General features: G+C 36.4%; 22 protein-coding genes. 13 read left to right on the forward strand and 9 right to left on the reverse strand.

What is annotated here, in order from left to right; genetic code table 11:
* Positions 1-110: 110 nt before the first annotated feature.
* Both VB248_RS17460 and VB248_RS17465 read right to left on the reverse strand, forming a co-directional pair.
* Positions 111-1,115 (reverse strand): FecR family protein, encoded by a 1,005-nt coding sequence (locus VB248_RS17460; protein WP_323298100.1) that lies wholly within the window; start codon positions 1,113-1,115, stop codon positions 111-113.
* A gap of 236 nt (positions 1,116-1,351) precedes the next feature.
* Positions 1,352-1,903, reverse strand: coding sequence for an RNA polymerase sigma factor (locus VB248_RS17465; protein WP_323298101.1), 552 nt, complete (start codon positions 1,901-1,903; stop codon positions 1,352-1,354).
* A gap of 291 nt (positions 1,904-2,194) precedes the next feature.
* On the opposite strand from VB248_RS17465, the gene VB248_RS17470 reads away from it, so the two are divergent.
* Positions 2,195-3,313: a glycoside hydrolase family 26 protein gene (locus VB248_RS17470; protein ID WP_323298174.1), complete on the forward strand. Its 1,119-nt coding sequence runs from the start codon at positions 2,195-2,197 to the stop codon at positions 3,311-3,313.
* Positions 3,314-3,315: 2 nt separating this feature from the next.
* On the forward strand, positions 3,316-4,173 hold the full coding sequence (locus tag VB248_RS17475; protein ID WP_323298102.1) for a sugar phosphate isomerase/epimerase family protein: 858 nt from the start codon (positions 3,316-3,318) through the stop codon (positions 4,171-4,173).
* Between the two features lie 161 nt (positions 4,174-4,334).
* Here the strand turns inward: VB248_RS17475 and VB248_RS17480 are convergent, their stop codons facing one another.
* Positions 4,335-5,543 (reverse strand): PQQ-dependent sugar dehydrogenase, encoded by a 1,209-nt coding sequence (locus VB248_RS17480; RefSeq protein WP_323298103.1) that lies wholly within the window; start codon positions 5,541-5,543, stop codon positions 4,335-4,337.
* Positions 5,544-5,793: 250 nt separating this feature from the next.
* A complete protein-coding gene (locus VB248_RS17485; protein ID WP_323298104.1) occupies positions 5,794-6,474 on the reverse strand; it encodes a DUF6261 family protein in 681 nt (226 codons plus the stop codon).
* A gap of 961 nt (positions 6,475-7,435) precedes the next feature.
* Between VB248_RS17485 and VB248_RS17490 the strand changes: the two genes are divergently transcribed.
* The 8 genes from VB248_RS17490 to VB248_RS17520 all read left to right on the forward strand — a co-directional run bounded on the left by VB248_RS17490 (position 7,436) and on the right by VB248_RS17520 (position 14,720).
* Positions 7,436-8,404, forward strand: coding sequence for an ABC-three component system protein (locus VB248_RS17490; RefSeq protein ID WP_323298105.1), 969 nt, complete (start codon positions 7,436-7,438; stop codon positions 8,402-8,404).
* Entirely contained in the window at positions 8,391-8,618 is a 228-nt protein-coding gene (locus VB248_RS22615; RefSeq protein ID WP_407652916.1) for an ABC-three component system middle component 6, read from the forward strand. Before VB248_RS17490 ends, VB248_RS22615 begins: the two co-directional genes overlap by 14 nt.
* Complete coding sequence (locus VB248_RS17495; protein ID WP_323298106.1) at positions 8,609-10,315, forward strand: DUF2326 domain-containing protein; 1,707 nt, start codon at positions 8,609-8,611, stop codon at positions 10,313-10,315. The genes VB248_RS22615 and VB248_RS17495 overlap by 10 nt, the downstream gene beginning before the upstream one ends.
* 261 nt (positions 10,316-10,576) lie before the next feature.
* Positions 10,577-11,425, forward strand: a complete 849-nt coding sequence (locus VB248_RS17500; protein ID WP_323298107.1) for an Rpn family recombination-promoting nuclease/putative transposase — start codon at positions 10,577-10,579, stop codon at positions 11,423-11,425.
* A 176-nt stretch (positions 11,426-11,601) separates the two neighbouring features.
* The gene (locus VB248_RS17505) at positions 11,602-12,438 is read left to right on the forward strand and encodes an Rpn family recombination-promoting nuclease/putative transposase (RefSeq protein ID WP_323298108.1); all 837 of its coding nucleotides are present in this window, start codon (positions 11,602-11,604) and stop codon (positions 12,436-12,438) included.
* Positions 12,439-12,577: 139 nt separating this feature from the next.
* A complete protein-coding gene (locus tag VB248_RS17510; protein WP_323298109.1) occupies positions 12,578-13,120 on the forward strand; it encodes a GNAT family N-acetyltransferase in 543 nt (180 codons plus the stop codon).
* Positions 13,121-13,230: 110 nt separating this feature from the next.
* On the forward strand, positions 13,231-13,764 hold the full coding sequence (locus VB248_RS17515; protein WP_323298110.1) for a sigma-70 family RNA polymerase sigma factor: 534 nt from the start codon (positions 13,231-13,233) through the stop codon (positions 13,762-13,764).
* A gap of 71 nt (positions 13,765-13,835) precedes the next feature.
* Positions 13,836-14,720, forward strand: coding sequence for a PhzF family phenazine biosynthesis protein (locus VB248_RS17520; RefSeq protein ID WP_323298111.1), 885 nt, complete (start codon positions 13,836-13,838; stop codon positions 14,718-14,720).
* A 181-nt stretch (positions 14,721-14,901) separates the two neighbouring features.
* Here VB248_RS17520 and VB248_RS17525 read toward each other — a convergent pair whose 3' ends face one another.
* The 3 genes from VB248_RS17525 to VB248_RS17535 form a co-directional block, all read right to left on the reverse strand.
* Positions 14,902-15,900, reverse strand: coding sequence for an amidohydrolase family protein (locus VB248_RS17525; protein WP_323298112.1), 999 nt, complete (start codon positions 15,898-15,900; stop codon positions 14,902-14,904).
* Positions 15,901-16,433: 533 nt separating this feature from the next.
* Complete coding sequence (locus VB248_RS17530; protein WP_323298113.1) at positions 16,434-16,829, reverse strand: transposase; 396 nt, start codon at positions 16,827-16,829, stop codon at positions 16,434-16,436.
* A 247-nt stretch (positions 16,830-17,076) separates the two neighbouring features.
* Positions 17,077-17,565, reverse strand: coding sequence for a gamma carbonic anhydrase family protein (locus tag VB248_RS17535; RefSeq protein ID WP_323298114.1), 489 nt, complete (start codon positions 17,563-17,565; stop codon positions 17,077-17,079).
* Between the two features lie 148 nt (positions 17,566-17,713).
* Between VB248_RS17535 and VB248_RS17540 the strand changes: the two genes are divergently transcribed.
* The 3 genes from VB248_RS17540 to VB248_RS17550 all read left to right on the forward strand — a co-directional run bounded on the left by VB248_RS17540 (position 17,714) and on the right by VB248_RS17550 (position 22,800).
* Complete coding sequence (locus VB248_RS17540; protein ID WP_323298115.1) at positions 17,714-19,537, forward strand: family 16 glycoside hydrolase; 1,824 nt, start codon at positions 17,714-17,716, stop codon at positions 19,535-19,537.
* A 129-nt stretch (positions 19,538-19,666) separates the two neighbouring features.
* On the forward strand, positions 19,667-21,649 hold the full coding sequence (locus VB248_RS17545; protein ID WP_323298116.1) for a c-type cytochrome: 1,983 nt from the start codon (positions 19,667-19,669) through the stop codon (positions 21,647-21,649).
* A 314-nt stretch (positions 21,650-21,963) separates the two neighbouring features.
* Complete coding sequence (locus VB248_RS17550) at positions 21,964-22,800, forward strand: LamG domain-containing protein (RefSeq protein ID WP_323298117.1); 837 nt, start codon at positions 21,964-21,966, stop codon at positions 22,798-22,800.
* 112 nt (positions 22,801-22,912) lie between these two features.
* On the opposite strand, the gene VB248_RS17555 is transcribed toward VB248_RS17550, so the two are convergent.
* Together VB248_RS17555 and VB248_RS17560 are read right to left on the reverse strand one after the other, a co-directional pair.
* Entirely contained in the window at positions 22,913-24,091 is a 1,179-nt protein-coding gene (locus VB248_RS17555; protein WP_323298118.1) for a hypothetical protein, read from the reverse strand.
* Between the two features lie 113 nt (positions 24,092-24,204).
* Positions 24,205-24,810, reverse strand: a complete 606-nt coding sequence (locus VB248_RS17560; protein ID WP_323298119.1) for a hypothetical protein — start codon at positions 24,808-24,810, stop codon at positions 24,205-24,207.
* Positions 24,811-25,052 lie beyond the last annotated feature (242 nt).

Genomic DNA, 25,052 nt, shown 5'->3' on the forward strand with positions numbered 1-25,052 from the left:
TTTTGAGTTATGAGTTTGGAATTTTAAGTTGTGAATTGTGAATGATGAGTTGTGAATGGGGAGTGAAAAATTTATCTTTTCATAATTCATAACTCACAATTCATAATTCTTCACTGGCATCCCGTTCCATTAATAAAAATTACCGTACCACGCTGTTCGTAAGTAGCGTTTACGGATTTACAGATTAAATCAAGCTGGCTATGTAAGGGAATGTCGTTTAAATCTGCCGTAAATACACATTTGTTGAGGTCTTGGTTTTCGACTACAAATTCGATTTGATAACCTTCTTTCAATCGGTCAAGTACTTGATTCAGTGGCGTTTCATCGAAAGTAAAATCCAATACTTTTTCAGGATTTTCAACAATTACTGGGTTTTCTACCAAACTTGGAATCAGTTTTTTAGTCTCTTTATCAAAAATAATTTTCTGATTTGGTGTAAGAATTACCCCGTTTTTATGTGTCCCTATTTTATCTGAATTTTCATAGACCGATACTCGTCCTGTAACTACTTGTACTTCAATTGCCTTAGCGTTATCATAAGATTTTATGGTAAAACTCGTTCCCAATACTTCTGTTACCAAGTCACGAGTATGGACAATAAAAGGTTTTGAAGGATTACGTTTTACTTTAAAAAAAGCTTCACCTTTCAGATAAACACTTCTGTTTTTATCATTGAAATGTTCGGGATAACTGATGCTACTTTCAGCTTTTAAGATAATTTCACTGCCATCTTCCAATGTGATTTTCTGGGCTTTTGCCGAAGTATTCTTTACTTCAATCACGCCCGAATTGAAACTTAGGTTTTCAGCAATAGCGTTGGTATAAGTATTTGTTTTATGATAAAAAAACAAAGCATAAATGCCAATAATTAAGGAAGCCGCCAAAGCTGTCATCGTCCAATGATGAGGGCGAATCACAAAGCGAGGAGGAAATAAAGTCTGCTGAATTCTTGCCCAAATCTGCTTTTCAGTCTTTACTTTTTCAGACTGACTCATGCGTACTTCGCTGTGCTTGAGCATATTTTCAGACCATTCCCTTATCAGCTCTTCTTCCTCTTCAGTGCAAGCTCCGCTAAGGTATTTTTCTAATAATTTATCAAAATCGTATTGGTTCATCTGGCATTATTTTTTTTCAAAGAGATTAAGTTTAATGTTTTAGCTGTTAGCTATGAGCCGTGAGCTTTGAGCTGTTAGCAGTTATTAGCTTTGAGCCGTGAGCTGTCAGCTATGAGTTATGAGCTGTGAGTTTTGAGCTGTGAGTTTTGAGTTGTTTGCTATTATTTAGCTTTAAGCCTTGAGCTTTTAGAGTATCATATCATCAAAACCGAAAGCTCAAAGCTCACAGCTCACAGCTAATTACTATACACCTTCAGTGTTTCCCGAAGTACTTTCAGCGATTTGGTGATATGATATTCTACGGCTTTTTCGCTTAAATCAAGTCGCAGAGCAATATCTTTTACGGATTGGTTTTCAAACCTACTCATCCTAAATACTTCACAGGTTTTTTCGGGTAATTTCTGCAAAGCTTCATCTACGGCTTTTGATAAATCTGCAAAATGTACAATTTCTTCTGTGGAAAAAGATTGCTTGATTTCATGGAAAATGATGTACTCTTGAAACTTCCGATTAGTGATTTGAGACTTAATAAAATTGGTCGTGAGGTGCTTGATAGCCACTACCAAATAAGCACTCAGAAACCGAATGTTCAGTTGCTCTCTTTTCTGCCAAAGGCTTTCAAATAAGTCGTGTACAAGCTCTTCGGCCTCTTCTTTTGTGCCTGTTTCGTGATAGGCAACGCCAAAAAGTTTGTACCAATAACGATGATAGATTTCCTCAAAGGCCTTTTTATCGTCCTTCTTCAGAAAGTCTATCAGTTGTTCGTCACTTAGTTGTGAATGCTTCATGTGATTGTTCCGGAATCAATATTTGATGTATAGTCAAACAAGTAAGAAAAATCCCTAAATGATTTTAAAAAATATTTTTAAAATGCAATTTTAGGGTTGTATATAATTAGGCAACACTCAGAAAAGGTTAGATGCCGTTTCTCTACTCAATACTTTTATAGACATTCTTGTAGCACTGAATTTTTTACTTAGAGAGTAGCAACTCTTTAGTATCAAAGCGGATAAAATATGCGGCATTTAATGTTTGTCAATACTTATAATATGAAAAAGCGATACTTTCTACTGTATTTTATGTTTTTGGTGGTCGGAAAAACAGAGGCACAGATAGATAAACAGGCAACCAAAGAAACCAAAGCTCTGTATCAATACTTGGCTAAAACGGCTAAGAAAAATATTTTGTTTGGACATCAACACGCTACCGAGTATGGACATGGTTGGGCTGGCGATGCCGACCGTTCTGATGTAAAATCGGTGACAGGTTCGCATCCTGCCGTGATTGGGGTTGATTTTAGTGGCTTGTCGGGGCGTACTAAAGAACAAATTGCTGAAACAGCGGAGGCTTTACGCCAAAATGTTGTAGCTACTTATCAGCGTGGAGGCATCACGACGGTCGCTTGGCATTTTCCAAACCCTGCTTCTGGTGGAGGTTTTTATTGGAAAGATTCCATTTCTGTGGCATCCATTGACCTGATAAAACCCAATGGTTCGCATCATGAAAAATACAAAGAAATTCTAAGAACGATTGCCAATTTTGCTCATTCCGTCAAAGGCAAAGATGGTACTTTAGCTCCGATGATTTTCAGACCTTACCATGAATTTGACGGAGATTGGTTTTGGTGGGGAAAAAGCCACTGTTCTCGTGAAGATTTTATTGCCGTTTGGCAATTTACGGTGAGCTATCTACGGGATACTTTGGGCGTTCATAATTTTATTTATGCCTTTTCGCCCGATTGTAAATTCACTTCTGAACAAGAATTTTTAGCACGTTTTCCGGGTAATGAATGGGTAGATATGGTGGGAATGGACAATTACGCTGACTTCGGAAGAGATGGACATTATAACTTGGCATTGGGTATCAAAAAACTGAAAATCGTTTCAGATTATGCTAAAAAGGCGAATAAGTTGGCTGCTTTTACCGAAACAGGTTTGGAGTCAATCCCGAATACTACTTGGTGGACAGAAACTTTATTGAAAGCCTTGAAATCTGAGAAAATGAATTTGGCTTATGTATTAGTTTGGCGAAATGATAAAACAAGTCCAACGCATTATTATGCTCCTTTTCCTGAACAAGTAAGTGTTCCCGATTTCCTGAAATTTTATAATGACCCTTATACTCTTTTCGAGAAAGATTTGAAAAATGTATATCACCGCAAGGCAAGTATTCAAGAATTTACTAATAAACAAAAATAATCATGAAAAAACAAGCTTACATTTTCCTAATCACTGCATTGTTGTTGGGGAATCTTGGCGATACTTTCGCACAAAAAGCAAAACCTTTATTTAAGTTTCCTTTGGGCGTACAGGCTTATACTTTTCGGAAACAATTCCCTGTGTCGGTTGAGAATACCTTAGATAAAATTCAAGCTATGGGCATTACCGAGCTGGAAAGTAGCGGAGCAAAAGGCATCAGTAATGCCGATTACAAAAAACTTTGTGAGGCACGTGGCATCAGTATTCCTTCGGCAGGTTGTAGTTATGAACAATTGGAGAAAAACCCACAAGAAGTAGTGGACAACGCTAAAGCTTTGGGAGCAAAATTTGTGATGTGTGCTTGGATTCCGCACAAAGGCAATGAATTTACGATTGAAGACGTAAAAAAAGCCGTAGAGGTATTCAACAAAGCAGGGAAAGTATTGGCTGAAAACGGACTTACTTTCTGTTATCACGACCACGGCTATGAATTCAGACCTTATGAGGACGGTACGCTTTTCGACTACATGGTGAAAAATACGAATCCTGCTTATGTGTCTTTTGAAATGGATGTATTGTGGACACTCCACGGCGGAGCAAATCCTGAATCTTTATTGCAAAAGTACGGTTCTCGCTGGAAATTGATGCACGTAAAAGACTTGAAAAAAGGCGTAGTAGGGGATATGTCTGGACACACGCCTGCGGAAAACGATGTGGTTTTAGGAACAGGACAAGCCAACTGGCCTGCTATTTTGAAAGTCGCTAAAAAGATTGGTATCAAGCATTACTTTATCGAAGACGAAAGCGAACACGAATTAGAAAATGTGCCTTTGAGTATTGCTTATTTGAAGGGATTATAGTTGTTAACCTCACCCCCAACCCCCTCTCCTGCAAAGAGGGGGCTTTTTAGCTCCTAAAGCTCCCCTCTCAGCAGGAGAGGGGTTGGGGCGGCCGCCGCTGCGGGTGAGGTTTTTCAAAGAATATATGTTCTCTACTTTGACAGCCTAAAGCCCAAAGCAAATTACTTCTTAGCAATTCTATAAAGACGACCTTGGTCTGTTACTGCATAAATAGCTCCATCTTTGCCTTGTGTTACATCACGGAAACGTTGCGATTCATCCGAAAGTAAACGCTCTTCGCCTACTACTTTGTTGTTTTCAATCACTAAACGAGCGATGTGCATGCCACTTAAACAACCTACAAACAAATTGTTTTTCCATTCTGGAAACATTGAACCATTGTAGAAAGTCATACCGCTTGGCGAAACCGAAGGGTCCCAATAATAAACAGGTTGTTCTAAACCTTCTTTTTGTTGAATAGCCGTTCCAATTTTTTTACCACTATATTCAATACCGTAAGTAATAGTTGGCCATCCGTAGTTTTTGCCCGGACGAATTAAATTAATTTCATCGCCTCCTCTTGGGCCAAATTCATTTTCCCATAAATCACCTGTTTCAGGATGAAAAGCTAAACCTTGTACGTTACGGTGTCCGTAAGAGTATAATTCAGCTCTGGCATCTGACTGACTTTCAAAAGGATTACCAGCTACTGCTTTGCCTTCGGTAGTAATATGAATTACTTTACCTAAGCCAGAACTGAGCGACTGAGCTTGTGGACGAGTAACGAGGTCGGAACGCTCGCCAGTACTTACAAAAAGGTTGCCTGTTTTATCAAAAACAATACGTCCGCCATAGTGTAAATTACCTTTATGGGCAGGTGTTGCACGGTAAATTACGGTAGCTCCTTCTATTTTCGACTCATCGTCTGAAAGCTTCCCTTTTGCTACTGAGGTATGATTTCCCCCTTCAACAATCTCCGAGAAAGTCCAATACACCATTCGGTTTTTATCAAAATTAGGGTCGATAGTAACGCCCAAAAGTCCCCCTTGTCCTTCGGCATATACAGGAGGTAAACCTGTAATAGGCTTACTCAATTCACCAGTGTTCGTTACGATACGGAAGTTACCCGCTTTTTCAGTAACGATAAATCTACCATCAGGTAAACTTTTGATTCCCCACGGCGACGTCAAACCCTCTGTTAAAACTTTCGCTTCATAAGGCGTTTTAGATTTTACTGCCCCTATTCTTGTTTGTCCTTTGAAAGCAGATTTATAATCAGCATTCGGAGCATTCTTTTCTACCGATTCAGGAAATTTTTCTGTATGACTTTGTGCACAAGAAACAAATTGTAAAGTACCCAATGCCAAAGAAAGCAAGATGATTTTTTTCATTTTAATTAAAGAGCTTATACTGATTTCTGAAATAATTAAGCCTAAAGTTAAAGAATAATAGAGGGAATCTTGGTATTAGTTAGAGGGGAATAGCTAAACAACGTCTTATGAGATATTTATAACAGTGGTTGGTCTATCAATAGCGGTGTCTAAAAGACCTCACCCCCCAGCCCCCTCTCCTGCTGAGAGGGGGAGTTTTTAGAGCAAAAAAAAGCCCCCTCTCTGACGGAGAGGGGGTTGGGGGTGAGGTTTAAACATTATACTTCAAAACCAATTCATTCAATTCTTTCAGTATCTTCTCATAATCTTCATTAGGATTGATGGTATTAAAAGCTTTCAATACATCCACCAATCTTCTGTAATTCTCAATCGCAGGCATTTTTATATCTTTTATATTCTGGTCGGGCTGTTCAGATAGCTCCTTGTTTCGGAGCAAATACACCCGATTAAATTCCTCATTTGCAGTTTTCAGTTCTTGCACCCATTCAGTCAAATGCAGTTTATTGATGGCAGTACTCACAAGCGTATCCGTCTCAAAATCATTTATCAAACTTTGGGTAGCGGAAGTCTGTTCACGGTACACCATTCTATCAATACGTTTTCCATATTTTGAAAAAATAGCCAGAATCGCCTTAGCGGCATCCTGATAGCTTTTGTCAAAATGTTTTACATAACATTCAGCAATACCCTGTATAGAAAGGGTTGCAGCATCACGGCGAGCGTCCAATGATTCCAATGTTTCGGTATTACCATTCTTTTTAGACAGAGCAAACAGTAATTCGAGCGATTGTACATCGGTAGCAATTTTCGCTACCTCATTCTTGATTTTCAATGCCTCAGTATCAAACTTGTTGCAGATAGCGACCACGTTACTAAGGAAGCTAATCAAGGAGGCGTTGCGGTAGTTGGCGAGTTTTGGAGCAGTAATCATTTGTAAATCATTTAAAGGTTATAGCGTATGAATTAAAATAGAGTACACTAAGCAAATTGTAATTAAAAATAGTGTTTTTTTTAATGCTAAGTGTTGATTTATAGCTATTTGTAAAAATTTTATTGCTACAAATTGCAGGAAGGAAACATCGTCCAATGTTTTGTTGTCGCAAATTGCAGGAAGGAAACATTGTTCAATGTTTTGTTGTCGCAAATTGCAGGAAGGAAACATCGTCCAATGTTTTGTTGTCGCAAGTTGCAGGAAGGAAACATCGTCCAATGTTTTGTTGTCGCAAGTTGCAGGAAGGAAACATCGTCCAATGTTTTGTTGTCGCAGGTTGCAGGAAGGAAACATCGTCTAATGTTTTGTTGTCGCAAGTTGCAGGAAGGAAACATCAGCTAATATTCTGCTTTAAAATACTCATGGCATGAATTATATTTCATTTGGAGAAGGGGCGAATCTTTGTCATTCATGGCATGAGTGGCACAGCCCAAAAATCAAATTGAAGCCCTAATTACCGTTTAATAAATTTTATGGCAGAAAGCTTGGGGAGGAGGGGTGATGTTTGTTTTTAATTTGATACTTTAGGGGGTGAAAAGTTATCAATATCAATTATATAGAGGTATTTTTTCATTTTAGCAAAAAAGAAGAATTGACTATATTTTTTTATTTTATATTTTTGGAGAGAGAGATTTTAGAGGTATGTACATTGTGGACATTTCGCTAAACTTCCCTATTTTTTGTTTAGGAAGGAAAGTAGCTTTTATAATTGTATAAAGACACGGAAAGGTACTTAACCAGGTCTCATTTATTAAACATCATTGCTGAAACTTCTACCTTTGGCAATACCCAACCTCTGTTACTAAATGTAAAAACCGTAACAACTCAAAATTGGGGGATGAAAATAAAAATATATAAGAGCAAAGTTGAAGTATAAAATGATTAAATTTGCAATCAGAAAATGAATAGACCAAATTACTTTAATGTTATTGAAGAACGCCTAAATCTTTTAGCCGAGCGAATTAAATCTCGTGGAAGATTGAATATGTTGGAGTTTAACATTCACGCTGAAAGTTTCTATCAACATTTCTTGAACGAACTTTATGGTTGGGTTGTACTAAATGAGAACGAAATCAAACAAAATGCGGAAGCAATTGACCTAGTTGACCATACTAACAAATTGATTTTACAAGTTTCTGCCACTGCAAGTAAACAAAAAATACAATCTTCTCTTTCTAAAGACTCTATTAAAAACTACAAAGGATACACTTTCAAGTTTGTGTCAATTGCACGTGATGCAGATGAACTAAGAAAAGAAACAGTCAAAAATCCACACGGGATTGCTTTCAATCCTGCATCTGACATAATTGATAAAAACTCAATTCTTTCAAAAATCAGAGGATTAAACATTAATGACCAAGAACGGATTTACAAGTTTGTAAAAAAGGAATTGGTAAATGAAATAGATCCTTTGAAATTAGAATCAAATTTGGCAACGGTCATTAATATTCTCTCGAAAGAAGATTGGAATAAACAAGAACCTGTCGGAGAAGTCAACAGCTTTGAAATTGATAGAAAGATATCCCATAATATTTTAAACTCTTCTAAAATACTTATTGATGATTACTCATTACATTATAGCAGAGTTGATAAAATTTATACCGTATTTGATATACAAGGCAGCAATAAAAGTAAGTCAGTTCTTTCAACAATAAGACAGGAATATGCCAAATTGAAAGTCGATTTTTCTGATGATAAACTATTTTTCGAAATTATATCAAGGATTCAAGAGAAAGTGTTAAATAGCTCAAACTATACAACAATTCCATTTGATGAATTAGAACTTTGCATTAATATCCTCGTTGTTGATGCGTTTATTAGATGTAAAATTTTTGAAAACCCTAAAGATTACAACTATGCTACTTCCTGACAACATACATCCAGAAAATAGTATATACTACAATGGTGCATTTGTAATTGACTCTTTAAAAAAGAATAAAAAGTTCAAATTACTTGATTTGTATCAGGAGGTTAAAGCCAAAAGGTCAATGTCATTTTCAGTTTTTATCCTTTGTTTGGATTGGCTTTATTTAATTGACGTGGCAACAATTAACAACTTAGGAGAGATTGAATTATGTTCATAAAGTCATTATCTATAACAAGCGGAGCAAAAGTTATTCGTGAAATAGAATTTCACAAAGGACTGAATTTGATTATTGATGAAAGCGAAAATCAAATCACAGGAAACAGCGTAGGTAAGACGACTGTTCTTAAACTTGTGGATTTCTGTTTAGGGGCTGATAAAAAAAACATTTATGTTGACCCAGAAACAAGAAAACAAGAGTATAAGCTTGTAAAAGACTTTCTCATTAATAATAAAGTCCTCATTACACTTGTTCTGACTTCCGACTTGGAAAAAGGTACTGAAGATATAGTTATTGAAAGGAATTTTCTGGCAAGAAAAGAGATAATAAGAAGAATAAATGGTGTTGAGTTGACGGAGGATGAATTTGAAGTAAGATTGAGTAGGTCAATTTTCCCTGAACATTTTGCGAGTAAACCAAGTTTCAGGCAAATAATTTCTCATAATATTCGATACAAAGACGAAAGCATCAACAAGACCTTAAAAACCCTTGACACATACACTTCTGATGCAGAGTATGAAACACTATATCTTTTCCTTTTTGGATGTGAGTTTACTAAGGGAAACAGTAAGCAAGAACTCCTAACTAAAATTAGTCAGGAAAATACCTATAAAGTTAGATTAGAGAAAAATCAAACAAAAACAGCCTATGAAACTGCTTTATCTCTCATCAAAAATGATATTGAAGTATTAAATAAAAGAAAGAGCAGTTTCAATCTAAACGAAAATTTCGAATCAGATTTAGATAAACTGAATGAGGTTAAGTACGAAATCAACAAAATAAGTTCAATAGTTAGTAAATTAAATATTAGAAAAGACCTCATAAAAGAAGCGGAAGCTGAGCTTGAATCTAACAAGTCAGATATTGATTTACGCCAATTAGAAGTAATATATGAGCAAGCAACTTCAAAAATAGCTTCAATTCAAAAGTCCTTTTCTGACCTTGTTGCATTTCACAATACAATGATTGGTGAAAAAGTCAAGTTTATTAGTAAAGAATTACCAGCAATCGAAAAAGCGATTAAGGATAATAGCAATGGACTAAAAAGACTGCTTATAGAGGAGAAAAAATTAACATCTCTGATAGCAAAAAGTGATTCTTTTGAGGAACTAGAAAAAATCATAGCGGAGTTGACAGAAAAATACAGGAAAAAGGGTGAGTATGAAAGCATTATTGAGCAACTAAATGAAGTTGACAACAATTTAAAGGATTATAATAGGCAATTAAGTGAAATTGACAATGAGCTTTTTAGTGACAGCTTTGAGCAAGTTGTGAAATCCCAACTTAAAAAGTTCAATGTTCACTTTGCTTCAATTTCCAATGAGTTATATGGAGAGCAATATGCTGTAAAACCTGACATCATAATCAATAAAAAGGGACAAAGGTTATATAAGTTCAGTGCATTCAATGCAAATATGAGTTCAGGTAAAAAACAAGGTGAAATATCCTGCTTTGACCTTGCGTACACTTTGTTTGCAGATGAAGAAAACATACCATGCCTTCATTTCTTATTAAATGACAAAAAAGAATTAATGGACGACAAGCAACTTGTGAAAATTGCAGAGTTCGTTAATCGAAACAATATACAATTCATTGCTTCAATTTTGAAAGACAAACTACCCTTAGAGATAAATAAAGAAGAATATTTTGTAGTAAAATTATCACAGGACGATAAACTATTCAGACTTGAAGAATGATAAAACCGTCAGTCGCTAAAAGTATTTTGCTACAATGGGACTTTCAACAGCAGAGATTATGAAGTTGACAGGTCTTTCTTAAAATGAAATCGACCATTTGTAGAATATAGATATTTCGCAAACATCAGTCATTGCCCGTGCCACCACGGGCAATTTTATTTTAAAAGCCAAGTAAACTCTTCTCTCCACACAAAATTTGGCTGTCTCAACAAACATCTACAAAATTGTTTAAATTTGTCTAAAGGTTTTAGGTACAAAACGATGAGAGCAAAATATATCAACCCATTTACTGATTTTGGATTTAAGAAAATCTTCGGAGAAGAAGCCAGTAAGCCTCTGCTTATTGACTTTTTAAACGCTCTTTTGCCTCTAACGAACAAAATCATTAGCCTAAATTTCAAAAACACGGAACAATTAGGACAAACGGACGCCGACAGAAAAGCCATTTATGATATTTACTGCGAAAATGAAAAGGGGGAGAAGTTTATTGTAGAATTGCAAAAGGCAAAACAGAACTACTTCAAAGAACGCACGATTTATTACTCAACCTTTCCTATTCGTGAACAAGCAGAAAAAGGCGAATGGAACTATAAATTGAAAGCCGTTTATTGCGTTGGCATCTTGGATTTCACCTTTGACGATTACGAAAGTGAACCCGAAAAAAATGAGGTAGTTCATACCATCAAGCTCAAAAACCAACACGGCAAGGTTTTCTACGACAAGCTTACTTATATCTATCTTGAAATGCCCAATTTCAAGCAAACAGAAAGCGACTTAAAAACCCGTTTGGATAAATGGTTGTACTTTATCAAATATTTAGAAGATTTTCAAAGTATCCCAACCATCTTTAGCGATGAAGTATTTACCCAAGCTTTTGAAAAAGCAGAGCTTGCCAAATACGGACAAGCCGAGTTGGACAGCTACGAAAACAGCCTAAAGATATACCGTGATTTAAAAGGCGTCATTGAAACGGCATTTGATGAGGGAAGATTGGAAGGAAAATTAGAAGGGAAATTAGAGGTTGCAAAATCTGCCAAACAAATGGGACTTTCAACAGCAGACATTATGAAGTTGACAGGTCTTTCTGAAAATGAAATTGACAGCTTGTAGATATAGATATTTCGCAAATACCTTCATTGCTCGTGTCTCCACGGGCTAAAACAGTGTTGTTGTCCGTGAAGACACGGACAACGGCATAAGTAAGCGATTATTTGGTTATTTGTAACCAACCCAACAAACATCTACAAAATTGATTAAATTTGTCTAAAGGTTTTAGATACAAAGCGATGAGAGCAAAATATATCAACCCATTTACGGACTTCGGATTTAAGAAAATCTTCGGAGAGGAAGCCAGTAAGCCTCTGCTTATTGACTTTTTAAACGCTCTTTTGCCTCTAACGAATAAAATCATTAGTCTCAATTTTAAAAACACGGAACAATTAGGACAAACAGACGCCGACAGAAAAGCCATTTATGATATTTACTGCGAAAATGAAAAGGGGGAGAAATTCATTGTAGAATTGCAAAAGGCAAAACAGAACTACTTCAAAGAACGCACGATTTATTACTCAACTTTTCCTATTCGTGAACAAGCAGAAAAAGGCGAATGGAACTATAAATTGAAAGCCGTTTATTGCGTTGGCATCTTGGATTTTACTTTTGACGATTACGAAAACGAACCCGAAAAAAATGAAGTAGTTCATACCATTAAGCTCAAAAACCAACACGGCAAGGTTTTCTACGACAAGCTAACTTATATCTATCTTGAAATGCCCAATTTCAAGCACACAGAAAGTGACTTAAAAACCCGTTTGGATAAATGGTTGTACTTTATCAAATATTTAGAAGACTTTCAGAGTATTCCAACCATCTTTAGCGATGAAGTATTTACCCAAGCTTTTGAAAAAGCAGAGCTTGCCAAATACGGACAAGCAGAGTTGGACAATTACGAAAACAGCCTAAAAATATACCGTGATTTAAAAGGCGTCATTGAAACCGCATTTGATGAGGGAAGATTGGAAGCGAAATTAGAGGTTGCGAAATCTGCCAAACAAATGGGACTTTCAACAGCAGACATTATGAAGTTGACAGGTCTTTCTGAAAATGAAATTGACAGCTTGTAGATATAGATATTTCGCAAATACCTTCATTGCTCGTGTCTCCACGGGCTAAAACTGTGTTGTTGTCCGTGAAGACACGGACAACGGCATAAAAACAAAGAAGAGCCTTCCTTTCTCGCTTTTGTTTGCCTTTATCAACATTATGAATACTCCAAACAAATACATTTATCAAAGTACAGCTTTTGCTTTGCGTTCTTTTCAAGAGGGTGACGAAATGGCTTTGGTGAAGCACGCCAATAATATCAAGATTTTCAATAATGTTCGGGATGTTTTTCCACATCCTTATACGCTCGATGATGCGGTTTGGTGGGTTGATGCCAATAAAAATAGCCAAGCACCTTTTAATACTTTAGCCATAGAAATTGAGGGTGAAGTAGTAGGAGGGATAGGTATTGTTTTGGGCAATGACATCTATCGAAGCAGTGCCGAAATTGGTTATTGGTTGGGAGAAAGTCATTGGGGAAAAGGCATCATGTCGGCAGTAGTCAAAGTAATGACAGATTATGTTTTTCAACATTTTCCCGACATCGTGCGTCTTTGGGCAGGTATTTTCGAGTATAACAAAGCTTCGATGCGAGTAGTAGAAAAAGCAGGTTATCATTTAGAAAGTATTCAGAAAAAAGCCTGTATCAAGAATGGACAAGTAATAGACGCTTATCTTTATGTCTGCTTTAGGGCGGATTGATGGGGGTTAGCAAATGTTGTCCGTGGAGACAGGGCTAACTGTGTGAAAATATTTGTCCGTGAAGACACGGACAATGGCAACAGTATTAATAAGTAACCTCATAAGCAAAGATGAAAAGACAAATTCAAGAAATATGGATAGACTTACATGATGAGTTGAAAAAATTTATTTTCAGTAAAGTAAAGGATATTGACACGAGTGAAGATATTCTGCAAGACGTTTTCTTGAAAATTCAACTTAACATTCATACACTTTCGGATTGCTCTAAACTTACTGCTTGGGTGTATCAAATAACAAGAAATGCAGTAGCAGACTATTACCGAAAAACTCATTTGGAGACTCAAATTGATGGCTTCGATTTTGCTGAACAAGAAAATGAAGAGCCACTTTATCTTTCATTAAGCAATTGCATCAATCAGAAAATCAGCAAACTGTCCGAAAAATATAAACAAGCTATCCTACTTACTTATTATGATAATCATTCCCAACTCAGCTTATCAGATGAGTTAAATATTTCTTATTCAGGAGCAAAAACAAGAGTACAAAGAGGCAGAGACAAATTGAAAGAGCTTATTTTGGATTGTAAAAATGTGGAAACAGATACTAAGGGCAATCTCATAGCTTATCAAAATAATCAAAAATAATTTTGCGTCTTTTCTGCATCCATTTCGTCCATTGTTGGTAATTATTTTAATCATCCAACTAAACAAATACAATGGACAATTTTCAAAAAATAGAAGTACAAATTATCAGTGCCTTTGTGGACAATAATCAAGGAGGAAACCCCGCAGGTGTTGTACTGAATGCTGACGAACTAAGCAATGAACAGAAATTAATTATTGCAGCAAAAGTTGGTCTTTCTGAAACAGCCTTTGTTTCAAAATCAAAAATGGCAGATTTTAAACTTGATTTTTTCACGCCAACCAGACAAATTGCTCACTGCGGACACGCCACTATTGCAACTTTCTCGTATTTATCGCAATTAGGATTTATTACAAGTGAGCATGCTTCAAAAGAAACCATTGATGGAAAAAGAGAGATTCTGATACAAGGTGATTTGGCATTTATGGAACAAAAGCCACCCATATATACAGAAGTTTCTGAACAAAATGGTAAAATAATATTGGCTTCATTGGGATTAAGAGAAGATGATATTCTAAGTAATGCCTCTATTTCAATCGTCAATACTGGTAATTCCTTTGCTATCATTCCTGTTGTAGATAATGAAATCTTAGAGAGCATCGTCCCAAACTATGATTTAATCAGTCAAATCAGTGAGGAGTTTGATTTAATAGGATTTTATGTTTTTTCTACAAAAACCAGTGATAAAGAAAGAGTAGCCACAACAAGAATGTTTGCACCACGATATGGCATTTTGGAAGAAGCAGGAACAGGGATGGCAGCAGGGCCGCTTGCTTGTTATTTGTACGATAAAATCGGACTAAAAAAAGAACAGTTTTTAATTGAGCAGGGCTGGTTTATGAAACCTAAATCACCAAGTTTAATCATTGTAAACTTATTAATTGAGGAAGGGAAAATTGCCAAAATTATGGCTGGAGGCAAAGGTATTCCAATGGCTTCTATGACAATTGAAATCTAACAATATTCAATGCCGTTGTCAGTGAATGCACGGACAACGGCAACAATATAAAATATGCTTACTTAAACTTTGTGTTGCCGTAGCCCGTGTCTCCACGGGCTACAACTTGGGAGTGATACCCTTTTGCCATTGCCTGTGTCAATGCCTTTACTCGTGAACATGGGTAACAGCACTAAATGCTTTACTTAAACCTATTAGGGTCTAAGTTGAAAAAGCGAACGGCGTTATTAAAGAAAATATCTCTCTTTTGGTCTTCTGATAAATAATTGGCACTTTCAATTACTTGTATAGATGTTTCAAGCAATTTTGGCCAAATCATTAAGTCAGTGCCATACATGATACGTTTGCCAAAGCCCGCTTGGATTAATCTACGTAAATAAGCGTGAATTTCTTCTAAAGGGTAACTCCAAATAAATCCTGCTAAATCTACATATACATAAGCATTTGCACCCATAAGGGCAATCATTTCGTCGGCCATTGGATAGCCAGCGTGCATAACCCAGATTTTTAGCTTAGGGTGTTTGGCAAGCATATCTTCTAACAAAAACGGACGACCAAGCGAAGCACGATACTTAGGATTAGTAATATTTATCGTACCATTTCCACCAGTTCCCATATGAATTCCCACAGGTACGCCTAATTTTTCGGCAACACCAAAGTACTCATCCAAACTTGGGTCACTTGGTGACATACCTTGATACTGAGGAGCAACTTCTCCCATTACTTTATAAAAACCAGCCGTTAAAGAATCTTCAAAAGCCTTTACGGTCATGTCTTTGCTATTACTAATCCCCAATGAAGGAATAATGCGATTAGGAGCAGCCTTATGCCAATTATGAATAATGCTTGCATCACCGCTCACAATCATCGTTACATTGAGTCTTTCGGCAGTAGCAAGCAGGGCTTCCTGCATTTCTTTATCAGTTTTAGCTGCTTTGAGTGGGTCGGGACATTCATTACTGAAAATAGATGGTGATGTAGTTTGTTTTGGGTCAGCACCGGGCATACTTTTCAAAAACCAAGGACAGAGGTCGGGGATGTTGGGGTTTGCCTTAGAGGCGTGTACGTGAACATCAATAATGGGAAGATGCTTTTTGGTTGATTGGGCAAGTACCGAAGGAAAATAACCTGCCACAAGCAGGATTCCCAGCAATACTCGCATGGCATAATTGTGTTTCATTGAATTGATTGTTTTGAAAGTATTAATTGAAATATGGCTGAATACGATAATACCTTTAAAGTGGATTTTCTGATAGTATTCACTTTAAAGGTATTATATTTCAAATTAATAATTGTATGTTTCTGTGAAGCTTTTTAGATGTAAGAGTTGAGATATAAGATGCAAGACTTAAGATGCAAGAATTAAGACACAAGATGCAAGAGTAAAGACTCAAGAAATAAGAGTCAGAAATTAAAATTAATAGCTAAAAGCAAAGCTCAAGGCTCACAGCTCAAAACTAAAAGCTAAAAACTGTGTTGCCGTAGCCCGTGTCTCCACGGGCTACAACTTGGAAATGGGAATTACCTGTGTCTTTACGAGCAACAACTCAACAGACAGTAGCTGTACTTTAGCTTAAATTCATTCCTGCCAATGTGTTAATATTCCAAATTCATCTATCCCTTGTTCATAGAATTTAGCCGAAGAGTATTTGTAATTTTCTGGTAAGTCGGCTAAGTCCCATTTACCAGTTAAGGGATTGTTATGGATATAGTCTATTTTTGTTGCCAAACGTTTGGAGAATAAAGAGCGATTGAAAGACTGTTTCTTTGCCAAAAATGATATTTTCTATTAGATGCTTCCACAGCAAAAAAAGGCAATACTTGTGGATGATTCTCTGATAGGTCTTCTAAAAAACGATGTCCCGTGTATTTCATTAAACTGGCAGAGGGTAGCTCTTTCCCATTCATTGCCAACATCGTCCAAATTAAATGAATATGATTTGGCATAATCACAAAAGCAAATACCTTGATTTTCTTTTGTGATACTAAATATTGTAAACTACTGATGATAAAATCTTTGTATTTATCATGCTTGAGTAGTTTATGCCATTTAAGGATAGTTGCAGTGTAAAAATATGGCACACCTATTTGTATACTTGTGAATTGCATATCTTTTTTTAGTTTAGGTTTTTGATGATGTAAAATACTGTTATTATAAAGTTTGTTGAGATTACCGAGTTTGTTGTTTGTTGCCCGTGGAGACACGGGCAACGGCATAACGGCATAGGGGATTGTATCAAATGTTGTCCGTAGAGCAAGGGTAACAGCATAAAAGTGTTGTCCGTGAGGACACGGACAACGGCAACAGATTAATAGCTAAAAGCAAAGCTCAAGGCTCACAGCTCAAAGCTAAAAACTAAATCAACGGAAATTCACCTGCTTCGTGTCTTTTTGCCATGGCTACATAATGCAAGGCACTTAAAGTAAGTTTTTCGGCTTGTTCGGGCGAAATTTGTCGGATGATTTTGGCAGGAATCCCCACCACCAAAGAATAATCAGGAATTTGCATTCCTTCTGGCACTAAGGCGTTTGCTCCAATAATACAATTTTTACCAATAACGGCTTTGTTTAAAACAGTCGCTCGCATCCCGATAAGCGAGCCGTCGCCCACCGTTGCCCCGTGTACGATTGCCCCATGTCCAACGGTGACATCGTTTCCGATAATCGTTGGGTCGTTGGGGTCGGCGTGTAGCACGGCAGTATCTTGAATATTACTACGGTCGCCAATTTGAATTTTTTCAACATCTGCACGAATCACCGCACCGTACCAAACAGACACATCATTTCCCAAAATTACGTTCCCCATTACCGAGGCATTTGGGGCAATAAAAGGTTTATTTCCCATGAAAAATACTATTTACAATTTCGAGTAAAGATACACGTTTGCCTGTTATGAGTATAATACGCACAAATACTATTTTATATAATAAAGGATAAGACTAAAGTTTTCAGTCTGTATATTTATCCCTCCTTTATAAAAGTAACATAATACAATGTCCAATTTACAAATTATGAAAAAGGCTTGGCTGGTGGGAGCATTATGCTTCCCTTTGCTCTCGACCGCACAACAAACCCTTCCGTTAGACGATATGTCTTTCTGGAAAAGTTCAGACAAAACTAACTGGCAAATTGCTGGTGATGTAACGGCTGACATCTCAAAACCTGAAGCCATGACCCTTACCGCAGGTAAAGGTGTATTGGCGAATCTTCCCAATCCAGAGAATCGCTCAAATCTACAATCGGTTGCTGAATTTAGTGATGTTGATGTTTCTTTCGATTTTATGATGGCAACACACTCTAATTCAGGATTTTACTTGATGGGGCGTTATGAAATCCAATTATTGGATAGCTGGGGCGTGAAAAATCCTGCTACGGGCGACTGTGGAGGTATTTACAAACGTCGTCGTTATGAAAACGGTAAAGAAATCCTTTATGATGGACACGCACCACGCCTAAATGCTTGTTTAGCTCCGGGTCTTTGGCAACATTTAGATATTTCTTTCCAAGCACCTCGCTTTGATGCTACTGGCAAGAAAATCGCTAACGCAAAAGTATTGTACGTAAAATTGAATGGTTTTACGATTCAAGAAAATGTAGAATTGACAGGCCCAACAGGCGGCCCAATTTCTGAAACAGAAGCTCCAACAGGGCCATTTATGATTCAGGGAGACCACGGCCCAGTGGCTTTCCGTAATTTCAAAATCAATAATTTTGGTGGAAAACCTGCGGAAATGTCTGATATTTCATGGAAAGTATTCTATGGTAATTTCAGAGAACCCAAAGATTTCTTGAGTAAAAAACCTGATGCAACAGGTACTTTAGAAAAACTTACTTGGGAAGTAGGCACAAAAACCAACGATTTTGCTCAAATTTTCAATGCTACTTTGAAAATTCCAGAAGCTGGAAAACACCAATTTATTTTCCAAGCTGGCGGTAAGTATTATGTAAAAGTAAATGGCAAAACTTTATTGCCAGATGCTTGGACTACCTCACGTGACCAACGTACTGCTGAAATGGATTTACCAGCAGGGAATGTTCCAGTAGAAATTACCGTGTATAAAACAGACGGTTGGGTTTCTCCAATCTTAGGAATGTACGTACAAGGACCAAGCTTTAGATCTGTTCCTTTCCATTCTTTGGGTTCAGTATTGGCAGGTGTTCCCTCAGACCCTATTTATTTGGATGCTAAAGAGTCAACTTTATTACGTTCGTTTTCGGATATTTTCAGAAATACAGATAAACAAAAACGTATTGTTCACGCTATCAATGTAGGTAGCCCAGATAAATTACATTATACTTTTGATTTGGATAACGGAGCGATTGCTCAAATCTGGAAAGGCGAATTTTTAGATACAACGCCAATGTGGGACGACAGAGGAGATGGTTCTTCTCGTCCAAGAGGACCAATCTTGGCTTTAGAAGATACTCCATTAATTGTTTCGGCAGATGCTAAAACAAACTTGAGCGGCTCAACGCCAGCAAGTGCAAATTTCCGTACTTTAGGTTATGATGTAGATGCTGATAATCTTCCTACTTTCCGTTATCAAATTTATGGTACAGAAGTAGAAGACCAAATCAGAGTGATTGAAGGAAAATATCTTTCTCGTACTTTAAGCCTAAAAACGCCAGCAAGTGCTTCTTTGCAATGTCGTGTAGCCATCGGAAAGAATATCACTAAACTTTCAGATGATGTTTATGCCATCGACGGCAAAAGCTATTACATCAAGGCAGCGGATGCAAGCATCGAGAAAATCGGTGACAACACTGTATTACTTGTTCCTGTAAAAGACAAAGTACAATACTCTGTAATGTGGTAATACCTCCAAATTGAGAGTTGTGAGTGATGAATGATGAGTAATTCGATTCTAAGGCTAAGAATTCGCATATCAACATTGTTCATTTTTCAAAAAACTACTTACAAGCGTTTTTTTAAATCTGAAAATCAAATGAATATCAAAAATATAGCACAGTCGCTGAGTCAGTCGTTTACCAAAATTGGTTTAGCATTGGCAATGACAACTGGGGCATTTGCACAAGATGGCCCTACCGAAAATGATTATTACAAAATTGTAAAGCTTCCGATTCCCGAAGGAATCGTTTTGGAAGTAGGTGGTTTGGTTACTTTACCCAATGGCGATGTAGCCGCTTCTACTCGTCGTGGTGAAGTATATATCATCGAAAACCCGAATTCAAGTCATCCAGTTTTCCGCAAATTTGCGAGCGGTTTACATGAAATTTTGGGTTTGGCTTACAAAAACGGAAGTTTATACTGTGCCCAAAGAGGCGAATTGACCAAATTGGTAGATAAAAACGGAGATGGTAAAGCCGACCGTTATGAAACTGTTTATTCTTGGCCAATTTCAGGACATTACCATGAGTACTCTTTTGGCCCAAAAATTGGCCCAGATGGTTCTTTCTATGTAACTGGAAACGTTGGTTTCGGTGCGTCTGACTGGTGGGCAGGAAAATCTTTTGTGCCTTGGAGAGGTTGGACAATGAAGATTACCGAAGACGGAAAAATGACACCATTCGCAGCAGGTATGCGTTCTCCTTGCGGAATTGGTATGGTTGACGGACAATTTTTCTATGGCGATAACCAAGGTGACTGGCAAGGTTCTGGTTTTATTTCACACGTAGAAGAAGGTGATTTTATGGGACATCCAGCTTCATTAGCTTGGGCTTCTCGTCCAGAATCTCCAGTGAAAATGCGTGCTGATATGATTTACGCAAAAGTTGACCCACGTGACGACCCAAAAGTAAAACCTGAGTACGTGAAAAACGAGCCAATGACTACGATTTACGAAATGGCAACAAAGACTTATCCAAACATGGGCATCAAGTCACCAGCCGTTTGGTTACCTCACGGAGTATTGGGCGTTTCTACTTCTGAAATCGTTACGGACGATACCAAAGGAGGTTTTGGGCCATTTGCAGGACAAGTATTTGTAGGAGACGAAGGGATGTCTAAAATCGCCAGAGTATTCTTAGAAAAAGTAAACGGAAAATATCAAGGAGCTTCATTTGATTTTAGAAGCGGTTTCCGTTCGGGTGTTCTTAGAATGTCATGGGGAACAGACAATTCAATGTTTGTAGGCGGAACAAACCGTGGTTGGGGTTCAACAGGAAAAGAAGCCTTCGGTTTAGAAAGATTAGTATTCTCAGGAAAAGTACCTTTCGAAATGAAAGCCGTAAGAGCTATGCCAGACGGTTTTGAAATTGAATTTACTTTACCAGTAGATAAGAAAACTGCTGAAAACGTAAATAACTACGATGTTTCAAGTTATACTTACAAGTACCACCCAGTTTACGGAAGTCCAATTGTAGATAGAAAAGACAATGCAGTAAGAGGTGCAAAAGCAAGCGAAGACGGCTTAAAAGTACGTATCGTAGTAGATAATTTACGTGAAGGTTATATCCATGACATTAAGCCAGAAGGCGTATTATCAGCTACTTCACATCTGAATTTATTGCATGGTACAGCTTATTATACTCTAAACAGTATTCCACAAGGAGCAAAAGCAAACATCACTTTAGTAACGCCAAAAACTCGTGAACAACGTGAGCGTGTAGATGCAGGAGCTAAATTGAATACGCCAGACAATCAAATGAAAGAAGCAATGCCAACAGCAGCAGGCGAGAAAGCAAAAGTAAAAACTGCAGGAGCAGTGATTAGCGATGCAGAAGCGATGAAGCTTTTGAGCAAAAGTACTTGTTTGGCTTGTCATAAAGTAAACGAGCGTGCCGTTGGTCCATCGTATCAAGAGATTGCTAAACGCAAATACTCAGTAGCACAAATTGAGGCTTTGATTTACGAACCAAAACCATCAAACTGGCCAGAATTTGCAACACCAATGCCATCAATGGCACATTTACCAAAAGGTGATGTAAAGAAAATCGCTACTTGGATTAATTCTTTGAGTAAGAAATAAAGAGGGATTTGAAGTAGGGAAATACATATCTTCCTGAATTTTTGAATCCATAGCTTATATTGGTTCATCTTTAAAGTATTAATTTTATAAAAATACCATAAGTGTCAAAAAATAAAGGCGTTTAGGAAATTAATTCCTAAATGCCTTTATTTTTTAAGGACAGCAAACACACAAATTTTTATGTTAAACTATCTATGTTAACGGTAAATTAACTTTGTGATTCTACCCATATTTCTCTGTAAAATGACTATTTTTATATAGAAAAGTTTTAAATCTTAATAATCTATATCATGAAAACAAACCTTATAGGCTTAGTGCCATTTATTCTGTTAATACTTACATCTTGTGCTTCAGAAACATTTGATGATACTTACAGGAAAAAGATTTTATCTACAAATGGATTAGTTGCTTTGTGGGACTTTAAAGAAAATGAAGGAGAGCCACGAAGATCCGCAGGGAAAGGTGACTACCCCTTAACTGAACAAGATGGAACACTTCCAAGAGTAAACGAAGGGCCAATTTCAGGCTATTCAACAATGTTTGGTAATAAAGCTTTTTTATCATTACCAAATTCAGAAACCAAAGAACTAAATATTTATGGACAACAGCAAGGCATTACTCTAATGGCATGGGTAAAGTGGAAAGAAGGAACTGGCTTTGTTGGAGGTATGTGGAATGAATATCAAGATGGAGGAAAAAGGCAATATGGACTTTTTGTCTCATTACCATATTACAATGGAGAAAACCAAGTATGTGGGCATATCTCTTCTTCAGGTAAAGCTACTCCACCATTTCCATATTCTATTGACTATTCTGCCAGTAAAGATACCGTCAAGAAGAACCAATGGCAGTGCGTTGCATTTACCTATGATGGTAATAATATTAAATCATATTTGAACGGAAAGTTTGAAGTAAGAGAACCAGAACTGATTAAAAATACTAAAGGTTTTAAAGGTTATCCCAATGGCTTAGTTGTATCTAAAAACCCTTATTACTTTCCAGATGGTATGGGAAATAATGGTTCAGATTTTACCGTGGGAGCGGTATTGTTAAAGTCGGGGATGGGGAATTTTTTCCAAGGTCAAATAGGTGGACTTGCCGTCTTCAATAGAACATTAACAGATACCGAAATTGCAAATTTATCACAGTGATTAAAATTGTTTTTCTTAATTATTTTAGCTCTAAAGTGCTATTAAAAAAATAATCGATAGCATTAATTACTATCGATTATTTTTTTTAATCCAAAACTTGATTGTACAATCTTTACTTTGATACATCAAACCAAGGGATTTCCAATAGCCCTTTCTTAAAATAAATATTTACTTTATCCTTTTCGTTTAGTCGATTGTATAATTCTTCTGTTACTGTCACTTCGCTATTACTTTTTTGATAGCTCCATGGTGTTAGTTTTAAATAATAAGTAGTCAATTTGTCAGAATCAATTCTCTTACTTATAATTATTGCATTAAACTTTTCAGGAACAGACGGGTCATATACACAGTTTAAAGCAATTACTGCCCCATAAGCATAAGCGAATATGAAAAGAGCAATAGATAAAACGCTAAAATAATCCTTAGCTTTATTAAGTTTAAATTCTTTGTTTCTAAAAGTTAAAACTGCGAGATAAATAGAGGTAATGAGAATTGTGGGCTTCCAGACATTTGAATAATCAAAAATATTATAGTCAAGTATGGCTCTTAGACAAAGTCCTGAGCTTGGAACTAATATTGCTAAAAAAATTGAGGGATAAGCAGAGTCTTTTTTTTCGTCAATTCTGATCAAACCTTTAAAGTATTTTACTACAAACAGACAAATAACGGGGAAAATCATAGAGACTGATACGGAGTATTCATAAGGGTTTGCTAAAAATATGACCCATAACCCAATAATTAGCCCTATCCAATTAAGATATGTTGTGATTTTTTTAGCTTTATTCAGTTGCTCTTCACGGTCTTTAATATGCAATCCAAATTTCTCATTATTTAATATTTCTTTCTTTTCTTGATTGGCATTAGCAATGTCAAGGTCAGAGAAATGTCTTGATAACCATAACAGAATTTCCTCATTTCCTTCAAGGTAAGTACTGACTTTGATTGGCTTTTTTAATTTGTTGTTTGATTCAATCAGGATATAATTATCTGTGATTCTGTATCCCATGATTTCATCCAACATTAATTGTCTATTTGAAAAAGTACTAACCATAGAGATTTGATATTCATCAATCACAAATTTACTTTTCATGGTATCAATAATACCAACAACCATTAAAGCAATCATAATTAATGCAGTTGGTGTGAGAAACCAGTAAGATGCGGGAGAAATATCGCCCTTCATAGAAGGAATAAAAGGCATAAGTAGAAGCCAAGAAAATAGAGCGATTAGTAATACTCCACCAACATAAATAAAGATTGCCCAACCTTTCGCTATTTTGTACTCTTTCATTGTTTTTTAGGGTGTTTATGAATAACTTCTTGGCTTGTATTATGTGAAAATACTCTATCAACGGAATAAGTATTGATAGCCCTCGGAAGTATAAATTATTAAAAGCTCTGATTTTATACAATATCTGTTGATTCTAATAAAGTGTAAGTAAATTTATTACCATGAAGTTTTGATGCAATTTTACAGATTTTCATGAACTCGTCGAAATCTTTAGCTCTCTTGAATACTTGGCAACCTTCTGACCAATTTTCTACCCACATCGTGTCTTGACCTGCTTTATGAATATTGATTCCAAACTTACCTGTGTCAGTCTTTTTTTCGTCAAAAACAAGGTCTTTATTGGCATCTCTCCAGACGGTAACATTTCCGTTTCTTTGGCAAAGAGCATCGTATTTTCCTTGGTGTTTATCAATTGACCAAACTCCCCTATATTGTCCCGGAACTAATCTGGCTACGCCTTTTGAGTTCTGAAATTTTAGAGCAGCTTTTTTACCAGGGTCAGAGGTTATCATCCAGCTAAAAAAACTCCACTTTCCTGATGTATCCTTGTAAGAAACGGTTAAATAATCATCAAAAACGTTTGTAATTTTCTTATAAACACTTGGGCTATTATTCCTTACTCCCACAATATTTATATCATAAGATTTATTAGATTCATCATTGAACCAAGCATATCCTTTCTTGGTCATGGCATTTTTGATTTGGTCTTTTGTGTACATATAATTATCGGTTAAAGTAAATTTCTATTGTAAAGCAAAGTGATTGTAAAATTGATATTCTTAATATTATGTGACTTGAATACTAAATGAGATTTTCTAATTAATAAATTTCGGAAATAATATAAATGCCTGAATGATAGTATTTTAAAACCAATTTACTGATTCTTCTAAAAAACCAAAAACATTCTATTCTATAATCACAAAAAACTTATTATACGGTAAATTTCTTGGTATAATACAAT

It is taken from the genome of Arcicella rigui (assembly GCF_034929435.1).
Classification (GTDB): Bacteria; Bacteroidota; Bacteroidia; order Cytophagales; family Spirosomataceae; genus Arcicella; species Arcicella rigui.

Excerpts from the sequence above, each read along its gene's own strand:
- VB248_RS17460 (WP_323298100.1), bottom strand. The coding sequence starts at position 1,115 with ATGAACCAATACGATTTTGATAAATTATTAGAAAAATACCTTAGCGGA.
- VB248_RS17465 (WP_323298101.1), bottom strand. The coding sequence starts at position 1,903 with ATGAAGCATTCACAACTAAGTGACGAACAACTGATAGACTTTCTGAAG.
- VB248_RS17470 (WP_323298174.1), top strand. The coding sequence starts at position 2,195 with ATGTTTTTGGTGGTCGGAAAAACAGAGGCACAGATAGATAAACAGGCA.
- VB248_RS17475 (WP_323298102.1), top strand. The coding sequence starts at position 3,316 with ATGAAAAAACAAGCTTACATTTTCCTAATCACTGCATTGTTGTTGGGG.
- VB248_RS17480 (WP_323298103.1), bottom strand. The coding sequence starts at position 5,543 with ATGAAAAAAATCATCTTGCTTTCTTTGGCATTGGGTACTTTACAATTT.
- VB248_RS17485 (WP_323298104.1), bottom strand. The coding sequence starts at position 6,474 with ATGATTACTGCTCCAAAACTCGCCAACTACCGCAACGCCTCCTTGATT.
- VB248_RS17490 (WP_323298105.1), top strand. The coding sequence starts at position 7,436 with ATGAATAGACCAAATTACTTTAATGTTATTGAAGAACGCCTAAATCTT.
- VB248_RS22615 (WP_407652916.1), top strand. The coding sequence starts at position 8,391 with ATGCTACTTCCTGACAACATACATCCAGAAAATAGTATATACTACAAT.
- VB248_RS17495 (WP_323298106.1), top strand. The coding sequence starts at position 8,609 with ATGTTCATAAAGTCATTATCTATAACAAGCGGAGCAAAAGTTATTCGT.
- VB248_RS17500 (WP_323298107.1), top strand. The coding sequence starts at position 10,577 with ATGAGAGCAAAATATATCAACCCATTTACTGATTTTGGATTTAAGAAA.
- VB248_RS17505 (WP_323298108.1), top strand. The coding sequence starts at position 11,602 with ATGAGAGCAAAATATATCAACCCATTTACGGACTTCGGATTTAAGAAA.
- VB248_RS17510 (WP_323298109.1), top strand. The coding sequence starts at position 12,578 with ATGAATACTCCAAACAAATACATTTATCAAAGTACAGCTTTTGCTTTG.
- VB248_RS17515 (WP_323298110.1), top strand. The coding sequence starts at position 13,231 with ATGAAAAGACAAATTCAAGAAATATGGATAGACTTACATGATGAGTTG.
- VB248_RS17520 (WP_323298111.1), top strand. The coding sequence starts at position 13,836 with ATGGACAATTTTCAAAAAATAGAAGTACAAATTATCAGTGCCTTTGTG.
- VB248_RS17525 (WP_323298112.1), bottom strand. The coding sequence starts at position 15,900 with ATGAAACACAATTATGCCATGCGAGTATTGCTGGGAATCCTGCTTGTG.
- VB248_RS17530 (WP_323298113.1), bottom strand. The coding sequence starts at position 16,829 with ATGCAATTCACAAGTATACAAATAGGTGTGCCATATTTTTACACTGCA.
- VB248_RS17535 (WP_323298114.1), bottom strand. The coding sequence starts at position 17,565 with ATGGGAAATAAACCTTTTATTGCCCCAAATGCCTCGGTAATGGGGAAC.
- VB248_RS17540 (WP_323298115.1), top strand. The coding sequence starts at position 17,714 with ATGTCCAATTTACAAATTATGAAAAAGGCTTGGCTGGTGGGAGCATTA.
- VB248_RS17545 (WP_323298116.1), top strand. The coding sequence starts at position 19,667 with ATGAATATCAAAAATATAGCACAGTCGCTGAGTCAGTCGTTTACCAAA.
- VB248_RS17555 (WP_323298118.1), bottom strand. The coding sequence starts at position 24,091 with ATGAAAGAGTACAAAATAGCGAAAGGTTGGGCAATCTTTATTTATGTT.
- VB248_RS17560 (WP_323298119.1), bottom strand. The coding sequence starts at position 24,810 with ATGTACACAAAAGACCAAATCAAAAATGCCATGACCAAGAAAGGATAT.